The organism is Pseudoalteromonas sp. ND6B (assembly GCF_000764215.1).
Classification (GTDB): Bacteria; Pseudomonadota; Gammaproteobacteria; order Enterobacterales; family Alteromonadaceae; genus Pseudoalteromonas; species Pseudoalteromonas tetraodonis.
On sequence record NZ_JQFL01000030.1, the window covers coordinates 1 to 23,737 of the forward strand.

Annotated in this window: 19 protein-coding genes; 7 read left to right on the forward strand and 12 right to left on the reverse strand. The window is 40.1% G+C overall.

Features of this window, described 5'->3' with window-relative positions; all coding sequences use genetic code 11:
• Positions 1-591, forward strand: a 591-nt coding sequence (locus ND6B_RS11385; protein WP_033103245.1) for an IS982 family transposase, incomplete at its 5' end; no start/stop codon positions are given.
• A gap of 314 nt (positions 592-905) precedes the next feature.
• On the opposite strand, the gene ND6B_RS11380 is transcribed toward ND6B_RS11385, so the two are convergent.
• Positions 906-2,867 (reverse strand): oxidoreductase, encoded by a 1,962-nt coding sequence (locus ND6B_RS11380; protein WP_033103246.1) that lies wholly within the window; start codon positions 2,865-2,867, stop codon positions 906-908.
• 322 nt (positions 2,868-3,189) lie between these two features.
• Here ND6B_RS11380 and sppA point away from each other — a divergent pair, with 322 nt between their 5' ends.
• Together sppA and ansA are read left to right on the forward strand one after the other, a co-directional pair.
• Complete coding sequence (gene sppA, locus ND6B_RS11375; RefSeq protein ID WP_033103247.1) at positions 3,190-5,055, forward strand: signal peptide peptidase SppA; 1,866 nt, start codon at positions 3,190-3,192, stop codon at positions 5,053-5,055.
• Positions 5,056-5,125: 70 nt separating this feature from the next.
• On the forward strand, positions 5,126-6,136 hold the full coding sequence (gene ansA / locus ND6B_RS11370; protein WP_033103248.1) for an asparaginase: 1,011 nt from the start codon (positions 5,126-5,128) through the stop codon (positions 6,134-6,136).
• 66 nt (positions 6,137-6,202) lie between these two features.
• Here ansA and gndA read toward each other — a convergent pair whose 3' ends face one another.
• Positions 6,203-7,576: an NADP-dependent phosphogluconate dehydrogenase gene (gndA, locus tag ND6B_RS11365; protein ID WP_013464864.1), complete on the reverse strand. Its 1,374-nt coding sequence runs from the start codon at positions 7,574-7,576 to the stop codon at positions 6,203-6,205.
• A 350-nt stretch (positions 7,577-7,926) separates the two neighbouring features.
• On the opposite strand from gndA, the gene pyk reads away from it, so the two are divergent.
• Entirely contained in the window at positions 7,927-9,363 is a 1,437-nt protein-coding gene (pyk, locus tag ND6B_RS11360) for a pyruvate kinase (protein WP_033103249.1), read from the forward strand.
• A 62-nt stretch (positions 9,364-9,425) separates the two neighbouring features.
• On the opposite strand, the gene ND6B_RS11355 is transcribed toward pyk, so the two are convergent.
• From ND6B_RS11355 to thrS, 10 genes are all read right to left on the reverse strand, one after another.
• Positions 9,426-10,250: a LytR/AlgR family response regulator transcription factor gene (locus ND6B_RS11355; RefSeq protein ID WP_033103250.1), complete on the reverse strand. Its 825-nt coding sequence runs from the start codon at positions 10,248-10,250 to the stop codon at positions 9,426-9,428.
• Complete coding sequence (locus tag ND6B_RS11350) at positions 10,247-11,320, reverse strand: sensor histidine kinase (RefSeq protein ID WP_008110465.1); 1,074 nt, start codon at positions 11,318-11,320, stop codon at positions 10,247-10,249. Before ND6B_RS11350 ends, ND6B_RS11355 begins: the two co-directional genes overlap by 4 nt.
• A 258-nt stretch (positions 11,321-11,578) precedes the next feature.
• Entirely contained in the window at positions 11,579-13,135 is a 1,557-nt protein-coding gene (locus ND6B_RS11345) for a SulP family inorganic anion transporter (RefSeq protein ID WP_033103251.1), read from the reverse strand.
• A 114-nt stretch (positions 13,136-13,249) separates the two neighbouring features.
• Positions 13,250-13,708, reverse strand: a complete 459-nt coding sequence (locus ND6B_RS11340; RefSeq protein WP_008110469.1) for an Lrp/AsnC family transcriptional regulator — start codon at positions 13,706-13,708, stop codon at positions 13,250-13,252.
• Positions 13,709-13,792: 84 nt separating this feature from the next.
• Positions 13,793-14,434 (reverse strand): MBL fold metallo-hydrolase, encoded by a 642-nt coding sequence (locus tag ND6B_RS11335; protein WP_033103252.1) that lies wholly within the window; start codon positions 14,432-14,434, stop codon positions 13,793-13,795.
• A 1-nt stretch (position 14,435) separates the two neighbouring features.
• A complete protein-coding gene (locus ND6B_RS11330) occupies positions 14,436-16,253 on the reverse strand; it encodes a M14 family metallopeptidase (RefSeq protein ID WP_033103253.1) in 1,818 nt (605 codons plus the stop codon).
• A gap of 286 nt (positions 16,254-16,539) precedes the next feature.
• On the reverse strand, positions 16,540-16,902 hold the full coding sequence (gene rplT, locus ND6B_RS11325) for a 50S ribosomal protein L20 (RefSeq protein WP_008110477.1): 363 nt from the start codon (positions 16,900-16,902) through the stop codon (positions 16,540-16,542).
• A 15-nt stretch (positions 16,903-16,917) separates the two neighbouring features.
• Positions 16,918-17,118: a 50S ribosomal protein L35 gene (gene rpmI, locus ND6B_RS11320; RefSeq protein WP_004587840.1), complete on the reverse strand. Its 201-nt coding sequence runs from the start codon at positions 17,116-17,118 to the stop codon at positions 16,918-16,920.
• A 212-nt stretch (positions 17,119-17,330) separates the two neighbouring features.
• The gene (infC, locus tag ND6B_RS11315; RefSeq protein ID WP_008110479.1) at positions 17,331-17,891 is read right to left on the reverse strand and encodes a translation initiation factor IF-3; all 561 of its coding nucleotides are present in this window, start codon (positions 17,889-17,891) and stop codon (positions 17,331-17,333) included.
• Between the two features lie 59 nt (positions 17,892-17,950).
• Positions 17,951-19,861: a threonine--tRNA ligase gene (thrS, locus tag ND6B_RS11310; RefSeq protein WP_024601037.1), complete on the reverse strand. Its 1,911-nt coding sequence runs from the start codon at positions 19,859-19,861 to the stop codon at positions 17,951-17,953.
• A gap of 565 nt (positions 19,862-20,426) precedes the next feature.
• Here thrS and ND6B_RS11305 point away from each other — a divergent pair.
• From ND6B_RS11305 to ND6B_RS11295, 3 genes are all read left to right on the forward strand, one after another.
• Entirely contained in the window at positions 20,427-20,873 is a 447-nt protein-coding gene (locus tag ND6B_RS11305; RefSeq protein WP_033103254.1) for a DUF3010 family protein, read from the forward strand.
• Between the two features lie 331 nt (positions 20,874-21,204).
• Positions 21,205-22,938: an AMP-binding protein gene (locus ND6B_RS11300; RefSeq protein WP_033103255.1), complete on the forward strand. Its 1,734-nt coding sequence runs from the start codon at positions 21,205-21,207 to the stop codon at positions 22,936-22,938.
• Between the two features lie 483 nt (positions 22,939-23,421).
• Positions 23,422-23,736 carry a hypothetical protein gene (locus ND6B_RS11295; RefSeq protein ID WP_033103256.1) on the forward strand — a complete coding sequence of 105 codons (315 nt, stop codon included), beginning with the start codon at positions 23,422-23,424 and terminating at the stop codon, positions 23,734-23,736.
• The last annotated feature ends 1 nt before the right edge of the window (position 23,737 follow it).

The following is a 23,737-nucleotide window of genomic DNA, read 5'->3' on the forward strand; positions in this document are numbered from 1 at the left end:
GCCACGTTACCTGCTCTGTGTAGCTATCTGAAGCAGCGCTTTGATAAACCAACAGGCATTGCATTTATCGATTCTACTTCTCTCAAGGTGTGTCACAACATGCGTATTCCTCGCCACCAAGTTTTCGCGGGAAAAGCCAAGCGGGGTAAAGGAACAATGGGCTGGTTTTATGGGTTTAAACTTCACCTCATCATGAATGATGAAGGTGGTTTATTAGCAGTAAAAGTGACAGCTGGGAATGTTGATGATAGACAGCCGGTGTTAGATATGGTCGATAATGTTACAGGTAGTTTATACGCTGATAAAGGTTATGTATCTGCAAACCTAAAAGCGGAACTTGCTGAGCAAGGCATTGATTTTATTACAGGTCAACGAAGTAATATGAAACGTCAGCCAATATCATCTTGGGATAGAGCGATGTTATCAAAGCGTTTTATCATTGAAACAGTTTTCGACCAACTGAAAAATATGGCTCAAATAGACCATACAAGGCACCGCAGCTGCATCTCATTTATGGTTAATTTAATGGCTGGATTAATTGCCTATACCTTTCAGACTAAAAAGCCGAGTATTAAAGTGACTCGGCTTTAATTCTTATGCAGATCTGAGGTTAGGTTAAAAAAGTACACAAATAATATCGCAACCCAAATAGCCGTGTATTTGTACCATTACAAAGTGACGCTCGCCTTTTGCGTGTAAATAATTAGGTCGAACTAATGAGAGGCTTTATCGATTTAATTTTGCCAGTTAAGCGTTGTAGCCGAGGCACCATTGAAAATCGCAATAGCGTATTTATTAGCTATACAAGGAATGGGGTAAGGTAAAAAACAACAATATAAGGGTCTGATTAAAAGTTAACTATCTTTAAAAAATAATCAGACCCGTGTACTTACTTAAATTGCATATTAAATACTGCGTGCAACTTGTAAAGCTTCAAATATAGCGCGCTTGGCATCAATAGCAGCAGCGAGTTTAGCGCCACCAATAACATGAACCTTGGCGTCCTCTGCTTGTGCCTTAAATAGCTCGTCGTTAGACACTTGACCAATACAGGCAATAACCGTATCGACTGGCAGTACTTGAGTTTCACCAGCAACACTAATGGTTAGGCCGTTTTTATCAAAACGATGGTATTGGCAATTGGCAATTTGTTTAACACCATGTTGTTTGGCAACTTGACGATGGATCCAACCAGTAGTTTTACCTAAGTCACCACCAAAGCGCCCTGCACTGCGTTTTAGCATATAGAGTTGACGTTCATCTTTATGCGGCTGAGGTTCACACTCTATGCCCCACTGGGTTTTAAAGTCGCTGATGCTTTGTGATTTATGTTCGCTTAAAAATGCCACCATATCAAAACCTATACCGCCTGCGCCTAAAATCGCAATCGAATTACCCAGCTCTACTTCACCGCGTATAACTTCATCGTAAGCAAATACACGCTTATCATCGCTGCATTTAATCGTAGCTTCACGTGGTCTTACACCCGTGGCAAAAACCACATCGTCAAACTGGCTCAGCATACTATCATCAAATGCTTTGCCTAATTCAATGGTGACGTTTAAACGCTTAAGTTCATTACTAAAGTAAGCCAATGTATGGTTAAAGTCTTCTTTACCTGGTATTTGCATGGCTAAATTAAACTGCCCACCCATATGCTGCTTTTGGTCAATAAGCGTTACATTGTGACCTTTTTGCGCTAAGTAACAACTTGAAGAAAGCCCAGCAGGACCCGCTCCAACCACTAATACATTTTTAGCTGTTGCGGCTTTTTCTAGAGGGTAATCAAGTTCAAAACCCGCTTGTGGGTTAACTAAGCACGTGGCACGTTTACCTTTAAATACGTGGTCTAAACAGCCCTGATTACATCCAATACAAATATTAATATGCTCAGATTGCTTAGCCGCGTATTTATTAAAAAATTCAGGATCAGCTAATAATGGACGCGCCATAGAGATTAAATCAGCCTCACCCGCCGTTAAAATATCATTGGCAATTTCTGGTGTATTAATGCGGTTTACGGCAATAACAGGCACGCTAATAACATCTTTTAAACGCTTTGACGCTTCTTTAAATGCACCTGGGGGTACCATGCTTGCAATTGTCGGTACCCGTGCTTCATGCCAACCAATGCCAGTATTGAAAATATCAACACCTGCTTTTTCAAGTGCAATAGCTTGTTGTGTTACTTCCTCAGGAGTTGAGCCATTCGGAATTAAATCGATAACAGACAGTCTAAAAATAATTAGAAATTTATCTGAAACTTTAGCTCTTACTGCTTTTACAATCTCAACAGCTAAACGCATTCTGTTTTCAAGACTGCCACCAAACTCATCGTCTCGTTTGTTTGTATGCGGTGCCATAAATTCATTAATTAAGTAACCTTCAGAGCCCATCACCTCTACGCCGTCGTAACCTGCTTTTTCTGCTAAATATGCAGAGTGAGCAAAATCTTTAATGGTTTTTTTAATTGAACTTAAAGACATAGCCTTAGGTTTATAAGGGTTGATCGGTGCTTTTATAGCACTTGGGGCTTGATTGAATGGATGATAAGCATAGCGCCCAGCATGCAATAACTGCAGGCAAATTTTACCACCATGTTGATGAACAGCTTGCGTATAAGCACGGTGTTTAAAAACATCATAATAACTATTAAATGATGATGAAATAGGCGTTAACTTGCCGCGAAGATTAGGGCTATATCCCCCCGTAATGAGCATTGCTGTGCCACCTTTAGCACGTGCCTCATAAAAAGCACGTAGGCGTTTACGATTATGCCATCCCTCTTCGAGGCCGGTATGCATTGATCCCATTACTAAACGGTTGCGTAATTGTGTGTGTTTTAGTTCTAATTTTTGTTCTAACATCCTGTGCCCCAATAACTGGTCTAACCTGTGTGCATTTAGTCAATTCTGCTTTAATGACCAACAATAAGCAATATATGAGCAGATTAAACTTAATAATTTTTTAACTTAAAACCTGTTGACTGCGTTTATCTTGACCAATAGCGTGAGTTAAAAGTAGTGACTACAGCCATAATTTCAGTAATTATTTATTAAATAAACACGTGTTTAATCTCAAGTGTAATTGAATTTATAAATGTTTCGTTACGATTTAGCAGTTAAATTTATTTATATTCTACGCTAAGATGGCAATAACGTTTTAGCTGTACCAATTTAAGGAGCTATTTTGATAGCAAAGGTATTTAAAGGTATATGGACGGGGATCAACTTCTCACGTCGTTTAATACTCAACGTATTGTTTTTATTTTTGGTCGTCATTTTTATCGTATCGGTATCAAGTGACGGTGATAAAATTATTGTCGAAGAGGGCTCTGTTCTTAGACTTAACCTTAATGGCCCTATTGTCGAAGAAAAAACCTATATAGACCCTGTTGAAGCCGCTATTAATGATGCAACGGCCAGTGCTGACTCACCCAGTGAAATATTGCTCGACGATGTAGTTGAAGTAATTAATGAAGCAGCACAAGACTCGCGTATAAGCGCTATTTTGCTTGATTTACAAGAAATGCCAAAAGCACATTTAAATAAGCTCAAACAAATTACGCAGGCACTTGAAACATTTAAAGCAACTGGTAAAAAAGTGATTGCCTCAGGGTATTACTACACCCAAGCACAATATTACATTGCCGCGCATGCAGACGAAATTGCGATGCATCCTTATGGTAGTGTACTTATCGAAGGCTACGGTATGTACCCGCTTTACTTCAAAGACGCATTAGAAAAATTAGAAGTCACTCAGCATATATTCCGTGTAGGTACCTTTAAATCGGCCGTTGAACCGTTTATCAGAAACGATATGTCAGAGGCAGCTAAAGAAGCAAACCGTGTATGGCTAGGTGCTTTATGGAATGAATATAAGCAAGATGTTAGTGCCGTGCGCCCTTTTGATGAGTCAAACTTTGATGAAACAATGGATGTTTATTTAGCTAAAATGCAAGCCGCTAATGGTGATGCCGGTAAATATGCACTGGATAACCAATGGGTTGATTCATTAAAAACCAATCAGCAAATTCGCCAACAATTAATTGAATTGGTTGGAGAAAATGAAGATGGAAAAACATTCAAACAAGTCTCTTTTGGTGAATACTTAAGTTTAGTAAAACCGCCTATTGAGTTTGATAACCCTATGACTGAAAAAGTCGCTGTTGTGGTTGCTAAAGGCACTATTGTTGATGGTGAACGCCGTGCTGGTGAAATTGGTGGTGATTCAACTGCAGCCCTCCTTCGCAAAGCGCGACTTGATGACAAGGTTAAAGCGGTGGTTTTACGTATAGATTCAGGCGGTGGCAGCATGTTTGCCTCAGAAGTAATTCGTGCTGAAGTACTTGCACTTAAAGCTGCTGGTAAACCCGTTATTGCATCAATGAGCTCAGTGGCTGCATCAGGCGGTTATTGGATTGCATCGGCGGCCAATGAAATTTGGGCAGCACCGAGTACAATTACCGGTTCAATTGGCGTATTTGGTTCCTTTATGACATTTGAAGATACCCTCGCTAAAATAGGCGTGTATTCAGATGGCGTAGCAACCACCGAATTGGCAGGTTTTTCAATCACTCGCCCACTTAACGAGAAAATGGCTAAAGTTATTCAAATGAGTGTTGAAGAAGCGTATGGACGCTTTTTAGATGTGGTTGCTGAGGCACGTAATATGACCCCAGAGCAAGTTGATAAAATTGCCCAAGGCCGGGTATGGATTGCCTCTCAAGCACAAGAGCTTGGTTTAGTTGATAAACTTGGTAATAAACAAGATGCGATTAAAGCAGCTGCTGAGCTTGCAAAGCTTAACTATTATGACGTTAAAACAATTAAGCAATCGCTTAGCCCACAAGAAAAAATGCTTCAAGATATTTTCGGCAGTGCCGCCGTTAAATCAGTACTTGGGCTTGAAACACAAAAAACAGCAGTATTAGCCAGCCAAGCTAATCTGCAAAGTGTTATTAAACAATTAAGCAGTGAAGTAGAAAACCTAAAAGATTATAACGATCCACAAGGTGTTTATGCCCGCTGTTTAGAGTGTACAGTTGCACAATAGTGCCTTAACAGGCTGTATTGATTAGCAGTTAGCGTTATACTAAGCCCAGTTTTTTTACTGGGCTTTTTTTATGAAACGTAAACGCATTTATATCGCTTACACTGGCGGTACCATAGGAATGAAAAAATCAATTCGCGGCTATATTCCTGCTGAAGGGTTTTTAACCGAAACCGTGGTTAATAACGCAGAGTTTAATCGTGAAGAAATGCCATTATTTGATATTCATGAATACTGCCCACTTATAGATTCTTCAGATATGTCACCGGCTCATTGGCAACTCATCGCCGATGATATAAAAAGTAAATACCAAGATTACGATGGCTTTGTGGTACTGCATGGCACCGATACTATGGCCTATACTGCATCAGCTCTGTCGTTTATGTTTGAAAACTTAACTAAACCTATTATTGTGACCGGCTCACAAATTCCGCTGTCTCAATTACGCTCAGATGGCCAAGTTAACCTCCTTAATGCCATGTATTTAGCGGCTAACTACCCCATTGCAGAAGTCAGCTTATTTTTTAATAATCAGTTGTTCAGAGGCAATCGTGCCACAAAAGCCCATGCAGATGGGTTTGATGCATTCGCCTCACCTAACTTAGAGCCGCTTGCGCTTTCAGGTATTAATATTCAGCTGATCAAAGGGCAATTAAGCCCGTATGTAGAAAATGAACTCCAAGTTATCCCTATTACACCGCAAGCTATTGGCGTGCTGTATTTATATCCAGGGATCAGCAAAGAAGTAGTAAAAAGCTTAGTTAATGGCAATATTAAAGCCCTTGTACTGCTAAGCTTTGGTGTAGGCAATGCGCCACAAGACCCTGAGTTTTTAGCGATTCTGGATGAAGCAAGTAAACGGGGTGTTATCATTACTAATTTAACCCAATGTTTAAAAGGCCAAGTGAACATGGGCGGTTATGCCACGGGTAATGCGCTGTTAAACATAGGCGTGATCAGCGGTTACGATATGACCTTAGAAGCATGCTTAACTAAGCTGCATTACTTGTTTAGTCAAAACCTAGAAATTGAAACAATTCGCCATTTAATGCAAGATAACCTGCGTGGTGAGCTGACCCGTTAAGTAATCAGTTAAGCGAATAACAAAAAAGGACGCTACTTAGCGTCCTTTTTGATTACTTAGATTTTATTAACGAACTTTTGCGTCAATATCAACTAAGTCAGTTAAATGACACGTTTCACCACTGTGGGTTTTAATGCCATGCTCACCAAAGTAATCACGCTGGGCTTGAACTAAGTGCCCATTACTTGGTGTTGTTAGCGTTGCTAAGTAGGTTTGTGTTGCACTAAGCACAGGAAACGCCAGACCCGTCATAACGGCTTGGCCAGTCACTTTACGCATCGCTAATGACTCTTTTTCAAGCGTGTCAATAAACTCAACGCCTTGCGCTACACTATCAAGGTAATCAGCACGGATAATACACCCTGCACGCCATGTTTGTAGCGTTTTCGCTAAATCAACTTTCCATTGATGAGTTCGTGAAGCGCCTTTAATTAATGCAAGTCCTTGACGATAAGCCAACAGGCTCGCAAGGGTAAACGCATCTTTTAATTCATCTAAATCAATATCAACTTGCGTGGTATTTTGTGCGCTGTATGTCATTTCTTGTGCGGCAGTGGTATTACACGCATTGGTTAAATGACGAGCTTGTACAGCAGCCACTAGCGACGGTACCGCAATACCTAATTCAAGGGCGTTTTGTGCTGTCCATAAACCGGTGCCTTTTGCGCCTACTTTATTGTCAATTAAATCTACAAGCGGCACATTATGCGAATTTTCAAGTGATAAAATATGGCTTGAGATTGACAGTAAATAACTATTTAGCTGCCCTTGAGACCATTCGTTAAATATCTCTGCAATTTCTTTAGGTGAGCGATTAGTGCCGTGACGCAATAGCTGATACATTTCTGCAATCAGTTGCATGAGTGCGTATTCAATTCCATTGTGAACCATTTTTACAAAATGGCCGCTGGCTGACTGGCCCACACGCGCAAAACACGACTCGCCTTTATAGCTTGCAGCAACCTTTGTAAACCATGGCTCGACACGCTCCCAGCCACCTTCAGAACCACTGGCCATCATAGCTGGACCATGACGTGCACCCTCGGCACCGCCTGAAATACCCATAGTGGCAAATTCAAACTTATCTTGGTATTTGAGCTTACGGTTAATACCGTCTTTATAATTACTGTTACCACAATCAACAATAATATCACTACACTGAACACCCGCTTCAATAAGCTCGTTGCAAACCGCATCAACTAACTCACCAGCAGGCACAAGTAATAAAATAGAACGCGGTGCTTCTAAACGCCTAACCATATCCCCTAGATCAGAGACAATGTGAAGTTTATCAGCCATGCCTTGTGATTTAGCACAACTTAGTAATTCTTCACCCGCATTTGGGTTTTTGTCATAAGCGACAAGCGTTATCCCTTTTTCAATCAAGTTCAGGGCAAGATTTTTCCCCATAACGCCTAACCCTACTAATGCAACTTGCATTTAGTGCCCTCCTCGGTAACAACTATTTGGTTAGTAAATTAAAATAATACCGCGTGCATTATACTCAGACCGCAGCCATGAGCAAAGCTACATGCATTTATTACAGTTAAAATAAACGCCGCAATTATATCAAACAACCGCCCTCTCAGGGGAAGAAATAGCAGTGCTATTTAAATTTTTAGATCATTGACGCCCTGTGACACCGGTGTCATAATGATGACATATTCATTTTGTATATAATAGTCGCAATGTTATAAAAATTGCATAAAACTAAAGATTGCTCTTTATTAGTAATCGCTAAAAACAAAATAACCGTCAACTTGCTTAAAAAAAGCACACAGGAGAATTTAATGTTAAGACGTACAAAAATAGTCGCGACACTTGGACCTGCAACAGATAGAGATAATAACTTAGAAAAAATTATTCGTGCAGGCGCAAATGTCGTTCGATTAAATTTCTCACACGGTGTTGCACAAGATCATAAAGACCGTGCACAAGCTGTTCGAGATATTGCAACTAAACTTGGTAAGCACATCGCGATTCTCGCTGACTTACAAGGCCCAAAAATTCGCGTTTCAACCTTCAAAGAAGGCAAAGTGACCTTATCTGTTGGTGCAAAATTCATCCTTGATGCAAAAATGGAAAAAGGTGAAGGCGATATTAACGCCGTTGGTATCGATTATAAAGAGCTACCACAAGATGTAGCTCCTGGTGATTTACTCCTTTTAAACGATGGCTTAATTCAGCTTACTGTAGAACATGTTGAAGGTCATTTAGTGCACACTGTGGTTACTGTGGGTGGGGTGCTCTCGAACAATAAAGGGATTAATCGTTTGGGTGGTGGTTTAACTGCACCCGCGTTTACCGACAAAGACAAAGAAGACTTAATAACTGCGGCTGAAATTAATGTTGACTATATTGCCGTTTCATTCCCACGTAGTGGCGATGATATGCGTTATGTACGTTCACTTGCAGAAGCTGCAGGCTCTAATGCTCAGCTTTTAGCTAAAATTGAACGTGCTGAAGCAGTAGAAACGCAAGAAGCAGTAGATGATATTATTTTAGCGTCTGACGCTGTGATGGTTGCCCGTGGCGACTTAGGTGTTGAAATTGGTGATGCTGCACTAATGGGCAAACAAAAACTCATTATTCGTCGCGCACGCTCGCTTAATCGTACTGTTGTAACAGCCACACAAATGATGGAATCGATGATCGATAACCCAATGCCAACTCGTGCAGAGGTTATGGATGTTGCCAATGCAGTACTTGATGGCACAGATGCAGTGATGCTTTCTGCTGAAACAGCCGCTGGTGATTACCCGGAAGAAACCGTTGCTACTATGGCGCGTGTTTGTTTAGGTGCTGAATCCCAAAAAGAAACACACGTTTCTAAACATCGTTTAGACAGCCGTTTTTCTTCTAATGCCGAGTCAATTGCCTTATCAGCTATGTATGCCGCTAACCACTTAGACTCTGTTAAAGCGATTATCACCCTAACTGAGTCGGGTAGCACGGCAAAATTGATGTCGCGTATTAGCTCTGGACTGCCTATTTATTCACTTTCACGTCATGCAAGTACATTAGGTCAAACAGCACTGTATCGTGGTGTTTACCCTGTATTTTTTGACTCTACAAAATGTGAAAAAGATAGCATGGTTAAAGATGCATTAAGCACACTTGTAGCCGCAGGCTCTTTACAAGCAGGCGATACCGTGATTATTACCCACGGTGATGCGATGGAAACGATTGGTGCAACCAACACGATGAAAATAGTCACGGTTTCGTAACTGTAACGCACATAAAAAAACGCGAGCTAAAAGCTCGCGTTTTTTTATGTTATTTATTAAAGTTAGCTAGCCAGTGCTGCTTTTACTTTATCACGGTAACTTCTACTTACTTTAAGCTCTTGTCCGTTATCTAACACTAATAAATATTCACCACTAACCTGAGTTACCAGCTTGCTAATTTGTTTGGTGTTAACAATCGCGCTGCGATGAACACGTACAAATAAGCTTGGATCTAATTCTTGTTCAAGCTCTTTCATGGTTTTACGTAATATATGCGTTTGCCCATCTTGGCAATGCAGACACATGTAATCACCTGCTGCATCTACCCACTGTATAGTAGCAATGGGTACTCTGACAATTTCGCCCTGCTCTTTTACGGCCAATGACTCAGGATAACGACGATCTGTAAGGGTATCGCCTGTGGCTAATTTCTTTAAAATTTCTTCGCAGTTATTGCCTGTTATCCCTGCTACGAAACTCGCTAGTTTTTTCTTATGGGCGTTATCCTGCTGAGTTTTTAAATAGGTATGCACTTTTTCTACCGCCTGTTTTAATCTGTTATCATCAACGGGTTTTAAAATGTAATCTAAAGCATGAATTTCAAATGCTTTAACAGCAAAGTGATCAAACGCCGTAACAAACACAATGGCAGGTAAATCTTTACTGCTTTCACTTAAAGCACGTGCGACTTCAAAACCGTTCATACCAGGCATTTGAATATCAAGAAAGACAAGATCAATTTTTTCGTTTTTACAACTTTCAATCGCATCAAAACCTGAGCTACACAGTTTGATCACTTCAATATCAGAAAACTCTTCAAGCCTGACGGCTAAACCTTTACGTGCTAATGGTTCATCATCAACAATAAGCGTTTTTATTCTTGTCATTTCTTCACAGCCTTCTCAAACGGGACTCGCAGATTAACTTTTAATCCACTTGGCGTATTATGTGATAATACAAACGAGTAATTATTTTCGTAGAGCGTTTTTAATCTGTCTCGGGTGTTTGCCACCCCTACGCCTTGTGCATTAACTAACTGACCATTTTCAATATCAGTGCCAGGCCCATTATCGCCCACTTCAAGTAATAATTCATTAGCAAAAACTTGCGCTTTTATATCAATAACACCACCTTCTGACATATGGGCAATGGCGTACTTAATGGCATTTTCGATGATCGGTTGTAATATTAAGCTTGGCACTAATGCTTGTTTGGCCTGCTCACTCACGTCCACATTAACTTGTAAGCGCTCATCAAAACGTACACGTTCAATTTCTAAATAGAGCATTAATGCATGTAACTCTTGCTCCAGCGGCACTTTTTTAATTGGATCAGTATTAAGCGTATAGCGTAAAAAGTCACTCAATTTAGATACCATCAAGTTAGCATCTTTATTTTCTTTTACCAAAACTAAGGTTGATATTGCATTGAGCGTATTAAACAGAAAATGAGGATTTAGCTGGTATCTAAGCATTTTTAACTGCGCTTCGTGCGCCATTGTGGTCGCTTTTAAGGCTTTTTGACGTTCACTTTGTAATAACTGGTAATACTTAACCCCAAAGTACAAACCACTCCAACACAAAATAATATAAACAGAATCAAGTCCTTGTTGTAAATAATAAAACCATTCTTCAGGACGGTATCCGTGGCGATAAATTTCCCACAGGTTAAACTTTTGCACCACGGCCCATAATGTACCGGTTATATAAGAGGCGCCAAATACAACAATAATTAATACCCAAGGTGAGGCATTCCAAATTTTGCGATAAATATAACGCAGAGGCACAGTCATTAAACAGCCCGCATAGGCGTTTAGTAAAATAACGAATACGTAAATATCACGCATTTCGAATACTTTAGAACCAATATAGTTAACTAACGCATAACCTATCCAGCCTGCAATTTGCAAAAGCCAGAAAAAACGTTGTCTGTTATCAATTAAAGACTGCCAATTCAAAATTAATTATTACCTTGTAAATTTGTCACTATTATATCGATTTATCGTCAGGTATAGCACTACCAACTGTCTTACTTTTTAATAGCCCTATCGCAAACAATAAATTAAATAAATACAGGATGGATGTTCAGTTCTGGTTTAGTGGTTACGTTAAACAAACTAAAACTCGTGTTGCAATTACCCCTTGCGGATGATTTAAAACGCATAAAAAAAGCGAAAGGCATCCACCTTTCGCTTATAAATGTTTACTTTTCTTTTTTAAGCAAGTTTATCTGAAGCAACTTTATAAGTCGGATCTTCAATTACGTTCACTTCAACTAAGTCACGTGCTTTATGAAGTAGTTCTGTACAGTCTTTACTTAAATGACGCAAGTGCAGCTTTTTACCCGCTTTATTGTATTTGTCAGCTAAGCTGTCGATGGCCTCAATCGCACTATGATCCGCAACGCGACTGTATTTAAACTCAACAATCACATCTTTAGGGTCATTCTTAACATCAAATAAATCAGCAAAGTTTTTAACCGAACCAAAAAATAAAGGCCCATGTAGCTCGTACACTTTTGAACCTTCTTTATCAATATAGTTAGTTGTGTAAATATGTTTTGCATGCTGCCAAGCAAACACTAACGCAGAGACAATAACACCTACACACACCGCAATCGCAAGGTCGGTAATAACCGTTACACCCGAAACTAATACAATCACAAAAGCATCAGATAAAGGCACGCGTTTCATCATTTTGAAACTCGCCCATTCAAACGTACCCAGCACCACCATAAACATAACCCCAACTAATGCGGCCAGTGGGATCATTTCGATTAAGCTTGAAGCGAAGATAATAAATGCAAGTAACATCAATGCGGCACTAATACCTGATAAACGCGAACGCCCACCTGAATTAATGTTGATCATTGATTGGCCAATCATGGCACAGCCACCCATTGCACCAAAGAAACCACATGTGACGTTGGCCGCACCTTGGCCAATACATTCTTTATTAGAATGGCCACGGGTTTCTGTAATTTCGTCAATCAAGCTTAGCGTTAACAGCGATTCAATTAAGCCAATTGCTGCAAGAATAAGCGCATATGGAAAGATAATTTGTAGTGTTTCTAGGTTAAAAGGGACCATAGGAATATGAAACTGTGGTAAGCCACCGGCAATGGTTGCAGCTTCATTTCCTGTCATGCCTTTTAAGAAATCAAGTACTGTACGCGCTTCTAAATCAAGACCAATCACTAAACCCGTTACAGTAACAATAGCAACCAGTGATGAAGGCACTGCGGTAGTTAATTTTGGTAAAAAGTGAATAATTGCCATCGTTAGCGCCACTAAACCTAACATGATGTAAAGCGCACTGCCCGACATCCACATTTGGCCGCCAGCACCATCAGGCACTTTAAACTGTCCAAGCTGGGCTAAAAATATAACAATCGCTAAACCGTTAACGAAACCGAGCATAACAGGATGCGGAACCATACGAATAAATTTACCGAGCTTAAATACCCCAGCCAATATTTGTAGTAGTCCCATCAGCAACACAGTGGCAAATAGGTATTCCACTCCGTGATCAAGTACTAAACTTACCATCACAACCGCTAATGCACCGGTTGCACCCGAAATCATACCCGGACGACCACCAAAAATAGCCGTAATTAAGCCCACAATAAATGCGGCGTATAAACCAACAAGAGGTTCTACATTTGCAACAAAGGCAAATGCAACAGCTTCTGGGATCAAGGCAAGTGCCACTGTCAATCCAGAGAGAATATCGTTTTTAGCAGAGCTTGGCGCTCTGCTGAGTAAGTTAAACATTGAGTTCCTCAGTTTTATTTCGCTAACAAAAAAAGCGCTAGATTTTATCAAATTAGCGCTCATTTCACAATTATAGTTAATTCAGCCTGTGTGTTTTTAGCTGCTTAGTAAAGTTTAAAGTGGCAGTGCCGTGCTTCGTTTAACACACGTCATGGTCACATTAGAATGAACCTCTTGTACATATTCTAAGCTAAGCAAGTTATCGCGTACAAAGTGCTCATAACCTTCTATGCCTTGAGAAATAATACGCAACATAAAGTCCATAGTGCCAGCCATGGTGTAACATTCAGTCACTTCATCATAGCTAAGTATTAATTTTTCAAACTCAGCTAAATTCTTTTTACCATGGTTTGATAAACGTACATGGGCGTAAACCAACATATCAAAGCCCAGCTTTTTTTCATCAAGCAATGCGACTTTACTTTTGATGTAGCCATCTTGTTCTAATTTAGCAATACGACGCCAACAAGGAGACTGAGAAAGTCCGACTTTGTCTGCAATCTCAGCAGTTGATAAACTTGCATCTTGTTGTAAAAGTGCCAATATTTGGCGATCTACGTGATTTAGAGACATTTTATTTCTTATTTATCTAATAAATTGGTTAAATTATACAGCCTTTTTAAAAAGCAGTCTGCTTATTTTTAACAAATATGCACATCAACCAAACTGGCCACTTACAAATGGGTTAGTAGCCTGTTCATGAGCAACATGGGTGTTGTCACCATGGCCACTTAAAATTGCAGTGTTCGGTGGTAATGTCATGATATGTTGCATTATAGATTCGATTAGCTGCTTGCTGTCGCCTTTAGGAAAGTCGGTACGCCCTATTGAACCTTTGAAAATAACATCACCGACGATAACCGTATTGTGTGCTTGTTGATAAAACACAACATGGCCTGGCGTATGCCCTGGGCAATGAAGTACTTTAAATTCAAGCTGCCCAACTTTGATACTATCACCATGGGCTAACCATTCATCAGGATAAAAGGAGTTAATCGGTTTAAAGCCAAACATAGTGGCTTGCATCGGTAAATTATCGAACCAAAAACGTTCATCCTCATGGGGACCAATCATCTTTACCTTGTGTTGCTCGCGTAAATTATCCGCAGCGCCCACATGATCTAAATGCCCATGGGTTAACCAAATCGCTGCTAATGATAAATTATGCTGCTTGAGTGCTGCATTAATTTTGTCAGCATCACCGCCAGGGTCAACCACGACAGCTTGCTGGGTTTGTTCACATACTATAATGCGGCAATTTTGCATAAATGGGGTTACGGGAATAGTGATTATTTTCATCTTATATTTCTTTATCTTTTTGCGCTGGAATAACTATATTCTCTTCGTATGACATTAAAATTGGGTATTTCAAATAAGCTTGATCATAAAATGGGCTATGCTCATATAACCAATGTAAACGTGCATCAGCGTTCTTAGCAAAGTCTTTATCCTGCTTCACTTTTTTATCAAATTCTTGGGCTAATTTGGGGTCATCAGCAAGCATTTTTTCAGCAAACGGTATCAAAGCATAATTTTCCATATATTCAGTGCGCTGAAAAATAGTATTAAACTCCCCCCAAGCAAAAAATGAATCTGGTGCTTCAGGATGTAGCAAATGGACAGCTAACTCTCCTGCCTTTTGCTGCGTACTCACTTCAAACCAACCATCTAAATCCACATTTGTAGCTGGTACATAATCAAAACTAGCCGACACTCTAAAACGCCCTTCAAATGGCGCTTTATCAAAACTATATTGCGCTACTTTTGCCATTTTTAATGGCTGAGTGTTGGCACCACTGAGCTTATTAACTGACACCCCATGCAGGGCTAATTTCTCAATAATATCGGTGTAAACAGGTGGAATAAAAAATGATTTTGGTACTTCAACCGTGTGCTGCACCTCTTTTTGCCAAAAAATAGGCAGCTTGTCATAATCCTGTTTTTTACCCAAATAGCTTACTTCTTGTTGATTTGACAATGGGCTCAGGCTTTTAGAATAAGCAATACCTTTAAACGCGATATGATCAGGCTGCTCAGAATAACCACGCTTAACAATTAATTGCTTAGGAACAAATTCTTGTTCTTTTTTTACTGCATTAGCGAGTTTATCTTTATGCGCTGATAATGCTTCAATAGCACCATCTATAAACACATAAGTCCCTAACACGCGTTGTTTGTATGGCTTTAAAGAATGGTTTTCAACTAAAATGGTAGGCAATGACTTTAAATCACCCCACCCGTTTGAAAACCGCGGTGTGGCAACCCAACCTGCTAAACCTGATTTAAATTCTTGTTTATCCATAACAAACACTAAAGGGCCCGGAATATGGCCTTGCTCAGTGAGGGTTTGATCAATCATTGGTTTAAAATAACGGTTAAGCGCATCTGAAATGGCAGGCGACTCGCTAGCAAATACTGGGTTATAGCCATAGGTTACATCGTATTGGTAATCAGCCCCATCAGTCACGTGTACGTCAATATACAAATTCGGATTATAATCATTAATTACTTGAAGGACGCTTTTAACCTCTGGCGTATCAAGCTTAGTGTAATCACGATTTAAATTAAGATTATTTGCGTTTGTTCTAAAACCCATTTTTACAGGGCCACGCTGATTAATACGATTAAACGCACTACTACGCTCGTGACCATCAACGTTTAATATTGGGATAAATAAAATGTTTACCTTTTTTAATATATCGCGTCGTTTACCCGTAGCAATATCTCTAAGCAGCATAAACATCGCATCTTTACCATCAATCTCACCAGCGTGAATACCAGCCTGAATAAGCACGGTTGGTTTGGTGCTATTGGCCATTTGCCCCGCATTAAAAAAACCTTGTTCGCTGGCAATCAACATTTTTATTGCTCGTTTACTATTACTATAGCCAATCGTTTTTGATTTAAATTGAGTGGGATTCGCCGCCACTAATCTATCAACAAATGCCATGGTATTAGCATAATTGGGAGACGAGACTCCTGCAGAAATTTCAAAGTCTGTGGTTAAGGGTCCCTGTTGTTGCAATAGTGAGGTACTACTACCTTCCCATGGTAATAATGGCGGTAAATGATTGCTATTTGCCATACTTGCAGATAAAACCAATAAACTTATAAACATATACTTCTCTAACAAACCCATTAATTAAGAAAAATTATAGCAATTAAACTTTTCTAGTTGCCAAAACTGCGGTGGTTCAACAAAAAAATACAGCCAACGTCATTTTTAGTTGCAGCCCAGCCACGCTATCAACATCTACTGAATAAAAAGGGCTAATAAGTACCTAAAAAACAAACACACAACGGTAATAAATAAAGGAAAAAGCCTACAAGCGCATAAAAAAGATAATAAATTACAGGCACAAAAAAAGGAGCCATGGGCTCCTTTTCATTACTTATACAAAAACTTAAGCTGCCGCTAGGCCTTCTTTTGCTTTTGCTACAAGCGCTGCGAATGCAACTTGGTCGTAAACAGCGATATCTGCAAGGATCTTACGATCGATTTCTACAGATGTCTTTTTAAGACCATTGATAAAACGGCTGTAAGACAGACCATTTTGACGTGAAGCAGCATTGATACGTGCAATCCATAGTTGACGGAAAGTACGTTTCTTAGCACGGCGGTCACGGTAAGCGTATTGACCCGCTTTAGTAACAGCCTGGAAAGCTACGCGGTAAACACGTGAACGTGCTCCGTAGTAACCTTTCGCTTGTTTTAAAACTTTTTTGTGACGTGCACGTGCGACAACGCCGCGTTTAACTCTTGCCATTTCTAAAAACCCCTATTAAGCGAATGGTAACATACGTGAAACTAGACCATGGTCATTTTTATGAACCATCATCTTAGGACGTAGGTGTAACTTACGCTTAGAAGTTTTCTTAGTCAGAATGTGACGAAGATGCGCTTGTTTACGCTTGAAACCGCCAGAAGCAGTCTTTTTGAAACGCTTAGCTGCGCCTCTGTGACTTTTTAGCTTGTAAGCCATTGCAATAACTCCAATTGTATTGCTTTAAATTTAGTAAGAAGGCGTGAGATATATTGCTATAGCTCCACTTTAAAGGCCTAACTTACTGCTATGTTCCGGTGAAAACCCGATATAAATACCGCAATTTTACTTTAAAACCGGTTAACTCAGGTGGACATTTTCACATCACTTGCAAACCTGAGCTAAATTCGGTGCGTATTATCGCCTAATTATTACTTTTTAGCAACCGGTGCCATCATCATAACCATTTGACGACCTTCAACACGATTTGGGAAAGACTCAACAACTGCTAACTCTTCTAAATCGGTTTTAATACGGTTTAATAATTCGATACCAATTTCTTGGTGAGCCATTTCACGACCACGGAAGCGGATAGTTATCTTAGCTTTATCGCCAGCTTCTAAGAACTTACGTAAGTTGCGCAGCTTAACCTGATAATCGCCTTCATCCGTTCCCGGACGGAATTTGATTTCTTTAATCTGGATTTGCTTTTGCTTCTTCTTCTGCTCTTTTAGTTCTTTGCTTTTTTCAAAGATGAACTTACCGTAGTCCATAACCTTACAAACAGGCGGCTCAGCGTTTGGACTGATCTCTACAAGATCAACACCCGCTGCATCAGCCATAGCTTGCGCGTCTTTTAATGACTGAATTCCAGCTTGTTCGCCGTCGATGTCGATTAAACGAACTTCTAGCGCTGTAATTTCTTCGTTAATACGATTTTTTTGAGCTGTTTGTTGCCCTTTCTTGCCGCCTCTAATGGTACGTTCCTCCAAGAATATCAATAATATAAGCGTGTAGTTGGCCGTTTGTGATTGCCCTACACGCTCGATTTTTACTGTCGATTTTTGATTTCTTCACTGATTTTAGCGATAAAATCATCGACATTAAATTTGCCTAGGTCTTCACCTGTGCGAGTTCGTACTGCTACTTCTTGTTGTTCAACTTCTTTATCGCCAACAACCAGTAAGTAAGGAATACGCTTAAGTGTATGTTCTCGGATTTTAAAGCCAATCTTCTCATTTCTCAAGTCAGCAGCGGCTCTAATTCCAAGTTTATTTAATTTTTGTACAATTTCCTGCACATAAGGTGCTTGTTTATCGGTGATATTCATAATCACCACTTGCTTAGGCGCAAGCCACGTTGGGAATAAACCAGCGTACTCTTCTGTTAAGATACCGATAAAGCGCTCAATAGACCCTAAAATAGCGCGGTGTATCATGACAGGTGTGCGACGTTCGTTATTTTCAGCTACATAAGTAGCGCCCAAACGACCCGGTAATGCAAAATCTAGTTGCACTGTACCACACTGCCACGCTCTGTCTAAGCAATCGTACAAAGTAAATTCAATTTTAGGGCCATAAAACGCCCCTTCACCTGGTAAATAATCAAATTCAATGTCATTTGCTTTAAGTGCGTCAGCAAGTGCAAGCTCTGCTTTGTCCCACATTTCATCTTCGCCAATACGTTGCTCTGGGCGAGTTGAAAGTTTAACAACAATTTTTTCGAAACCAAATGTTTCATAGGTATCGTAAACCATTTTAATACAGGCCGATACTTCATCCATGATTTGCTCTTCTGTACAAAATACATGAGCATCATCTTGGGTAAAGCCGCGTACACGCATTAAGCCATGAAGCGCGCCTGATGGTTCATTTCGGTGACAACAACCAAACTCTGCCATACGCAGTGGTAAGTCACGGTACGATTTTAAACCTTGGTTGAAAATTTGTACGTGGCCTGGGCAATTCATTGGTTTAATTGCGTATTCACGCTTTTCAGATTCAGTGGTAAACATTGCCTCTGAATATTTTTCCCAATGCCCTGATTTTTCCCACAAAGAGCGATCCATCATCATTGGACCTTTCACTTCTTCGTATTGGTACTCACGTAATTTTTCACGCACAAAGTCTTCTAGCTCGCGGTAAATGCTCCAACCATCGTTGTGCCAAAATACCATACCTGGCGCTTCTTCTTGCCAGTGCCATAAATCGAGCGCTTTACCGATACGACGGTGATCGCGCTTCTCAGCCTCTTCTAAACGCTTTAAATACGCTTTAAGTTGCTTTTTATCGCCCCATGCTGTGCCGTAAATACGCTGTAGCATTTTGTTTTCAGAATCACCGCGCCAGTATGCGCCGGCCACTTTCATAATTTTGAAGTTTTGACAAAATTTCATGTTTGGCACATGAGGACCACGACACATATCGATGTATTCTTCGTGATGATATAAACCTGGACGGTCATCTTGTGCGATATTTTCGTCTAGTATTTCAATTTTGTATGTTTCGCCACGCGCTGCAAAAGTGTCGCGCGCTTCTTGCCAGCTAACGGTTTTTTTCACTACGTCGTAGTTTGTTTTTGCAAGCTGTAGCATACGTTTTTCAATGGCATCAAGATCATCTTGAGATAACGAATGTTCCATATCAATATCGTAGTAAAAACCGTTATCAATTGTTGGACCAATCGCCATTTTTGCATCAGGGAAAAGTTGTTTAACAGCATGACCAATTAAGTGCGCACACGAGTGGCGAATAATCTCTAGACCATCGTCGTCTTTTGCGGTAATGATCTCAAGACGAGAATCGTCACTAATTAAATCACACGCATCTACGCGTTCGCCATTAACACGACCCGCAATGGTGGCTTTAGCAAGACCAGGGCCTATATCGTTTGCTACATCAAGTGTGCTTACAGGGTTTTCAAAACTACGCTGACTACCGTCAGGAAGAGTAATAACTGGCATTATAAATCCTTACATACAGTGGTGACACCTACAATGTATCACGTGTATTTTTAATTAATTAAATGAGAATGACTCGACAACGCTTTTACGAATAAGCATTGACTATTTTTCGCCAAAAATGGCTAATGTAGATGCTGAGTCTGCTCAACTACAAGAGAGTTATTGTCGCGTGCTGCAGCATTAATTACAAGTTTTAAGCTATTAAAAACCACCCAATTTTACCATAAAAGTGCAATTAATAACGTTTAATAGGAGTCTGTTGGCTTTCTATATTAGGATTTGTTCAATCTAGGGGCGATTTAGTTAAAGCCCGGGAGCTATCACCTGGCGCTAAGTAAAAAATTGAGCAACGCTCACACCTATTCAAAGTAAACAAACCATAGCGCTGTCTTGGCTAAAAAAAGGAGGGCTGCACATTTAGCCGCAAAGATAAACAGACCTTGTTACATCAAAATGACGAATGGACGTTAAGCGCTAACAAAAACACCACTGTAAGTGCTTAAACTCGCATTTTAATGCGTGTTGCGTATAATAACGGGTAATTAAGTTATAGTAGAGATTAGCAATGAGAACATGTGGTGTAGAAATTACCGGTAGTGATGTACTACTTTGTATTTTAAGTAAAGATAATGACGTTTTTGATATTCGTGATGTGCGCCAAACACGCTTTACCTTAGGTAACGGTAACGACACTGAAGTAATGCGTAAGTTTCAGTTTGATTTTGCCAAGTTAATGCAAGATTACCAAATTGATTCGGTTGCCATTCGCGAACGCCAACCTAAAGGTAAGTTTGCTGGCAGCGCTAAAGGATTCAAAATGGAAACCGCTATTCAGTTAATCGATAATCTCGATGTACGCGTGTTTTCAACCACCGAAATAAAAGAACAAATAAAACGTAATCCAATACCCATTGCGTTTGAAGACACCGGTCTTAAAAAGTATCAAGAAAATGCATTTGTTAATGCTTACGTTTACATCATGAAAAAAACGTATCGCAGCGACGAAATGTAAATTAATTACATCCTTATAAAAACGCGTATTCGCTAGAGAGTACGCGTTTTTTTGTCTTTAAATTCTACATAAAAACAGTAATACCAATTCGCTTAACTAAGTGATCTAATTTGAGGGAGGAAAATCGTGTCGATATCAAAGCAAAAATTTCGTTAGTTAGTAGTTCTAAATGAGAAATTTTTAACACAGCTAGCGTCTGATTTGCCCCCTCAAAATGATTTAGTATTATTGCCGATTGGTATAATACATTAGTCTAACCCCCTTCCTTTTGTCGACAATTCGTGTTTATTTAAACAGCACGCCTCTCAAAAATAAAAACATGGAGTATGTCATGAAAGCGACACAAAAAGTGATAAAAGAAGTAGAGCAAACAAACACTATACCGCTATCAAGCAGCTATTTTAAAGGAATTCAGAGCACACCATTAGTAGAACAAACCATAGGCGATTACTTTGACGCCATTGTCGACAATAACCCAGACGCTCTGGCCGTAGTCGTTGCCCATCAAAATATACGTTTAAGCTATAAGCAATTTCAACAGCAGATTAATCAACTTGCTATGGGGTTACTGGCTTTAGGGGTAAAACCTGGTGAACGGGTCGGTATTTGGTCACCGAACAATATACAGTGGTGCTTAACACAATTTGCCACCGCTAAAATAGGTGCCATTATGGTATGCATTAACCCAGCTTACCGCCCTAGTGAACTGCAATATGCACTAAACAGTGTGGAATGCTCTACGCTTATAACCGCCACTGAATTTAAAGGCAGCCACTATATTAATATGCTGCAAAGTTTAGCTCCTGAGCTTAGCGGTTGTAACAAAGGTGAGTTAACCGCAGTCAAATTACCCACTTTAAAAAATGTAATTTGTATTGGTGATGAACCCGTCGATGGGATGTTTTCCTTTAATGAGGTTATGAGCATGCCCACCGATGCACATAAATTAGAACTGCAAGCGGTGGCTAAAACCCTCGATTGCAATCAAGATATCAATATTCAATTTACCTCTGGCACCACCGGGAACCCTAAAGGTGCAACACTGACACATAAAAATATATTGAATAATGCGCTTTTAGTCGCACAAGCTATGCACTTTACTGAGCGCGATAAGCTCTGTATTCCTGTTCCGCTATATCACTGCTTTGGTATGGTATTAGGCAGTTTATTGTGTGTCAGTAAAGGGGCCGCTGCAATTTATCCAAGTGATTCTTTTGATCCAAAAACTACATTAGAGGTGGTACAACAAGAAAAATGCACCGGCCTTCATGGTGTACCCACTATGTTTATAAGCGAGTTAGAGCTTAATAACTTTAACGAGTATGACTTAAGTACACTGCGAACGGGTGTTATGGCAGGCTCAACTTGTCCTGAACAGGTGATGCGTAAAGTACAAACACTCATGAATATGAATCAGGTGGTAATTGCCTATGGGCAAACAGAATGCAGCCCAATTAATAACATTACCGAAACCGACTCTTCTATTGAGCGTCAAGTCACTACGGTTGGCCGAGCACTTGCACACACCGAAGTAAAAATCATTGATGAGGTTGGTGACATTCAAAAAATCGGGCAGCCTGGTGAAGTATGTAGCCGTGGGGCCGGCATTATGCGTTGCTACTGGAATGATGAAGAGAAAACCAAAGCCACTATCGACAATGACGGCTGGCTGCACTCGGGCGATTTAGGGGTAATGGACAGTGAGGGCTTTGTCAGCATTGTTGGCAGAATTAAAGACATGATTATTCGTGGTGGTGAAAACATTTATCCGCGTGAAATTGAAGAAGTGCTTTACACCTATCCGGGTATACAAGACGCCGCTATTTTTGGCATTAGTGATGAAAAGTTTGGCGAAGAAGTCTGTGCTTGGATCCAGCCTAAAGAAGGTGAAGTGCTTGATGAGCAAGCAATTCGTCTGTTTTTAAAGGACAAACTCGCCTACTTTAAACAACCTAAATACATTCGCTTTGTTGAAAATTACCCGATGACGGTAACCGGCAAATTGCAAAAATTTAAAATGCGTGAACAAATGCAAGAAGAGCTCGCCGAGTCTGCATTTTCGTAATAATTAACGGCCCTTTTATTACAATGCAACGATTAAACGTTGCATTGTATTTTTATTTTAAGTTACTGAGCTAAGACCCAATTACTTTAACTGTATGTGAGCGTAATAGGCTAATTCACAAAGTACTGTGTTAATTTTCATTGCTGAATAAGTCTTAGCTTCATCTTTCAGATTCAATTAACATCACTCAATCAAATCTGACAGTCAAAGATGTGCCAAAAACAGTCATTCAGGTATAACTCGTTTCTGCCCCAAAATGAGTCAGCGACTGCATGAGCCATTACTCTCCACGCCATCATTTGGAATATTTTTTCTAACCCAAAGCAAGGGGCTAATCTACCTGTGAGAAACATAGATATTTGAAACCTTAGCGCTCTCATAGCTATAGACTTTATGCAATCTGTTTGATTTCAATGTAACCCTTCCAATTTTGTTGTGCTAGCATCGGAAGCATAATTCTAATTTGCTCAGAGGAGAAATGCATTGGCCAGACGAGGAAGTGGTTTAAGGACGGCTATAAAGGTTGTTAAAGCTATAGATAGGGCCAACAAACAAGCCGCCCGCGAAACTCAGCGTAGAGAGAAAGCTCGGCAACGTGCTGAAGCTCAAGCACTTAGAGAGCATGAAAAAGGTGTGCGTGAAGCTCAGCGAGAACTAAAGCGGCAAGTAAGACAGCAACAATCCGCAGCAAAGCAAGCATTTAAAAATGCGCTATCAAATGCAAATGAAGAGTACCAAGACCGCTGCGAAGAACGAGCCGCCCTTAGAAAGCAATTCATACAAGAGGTTTTAAGGTAAA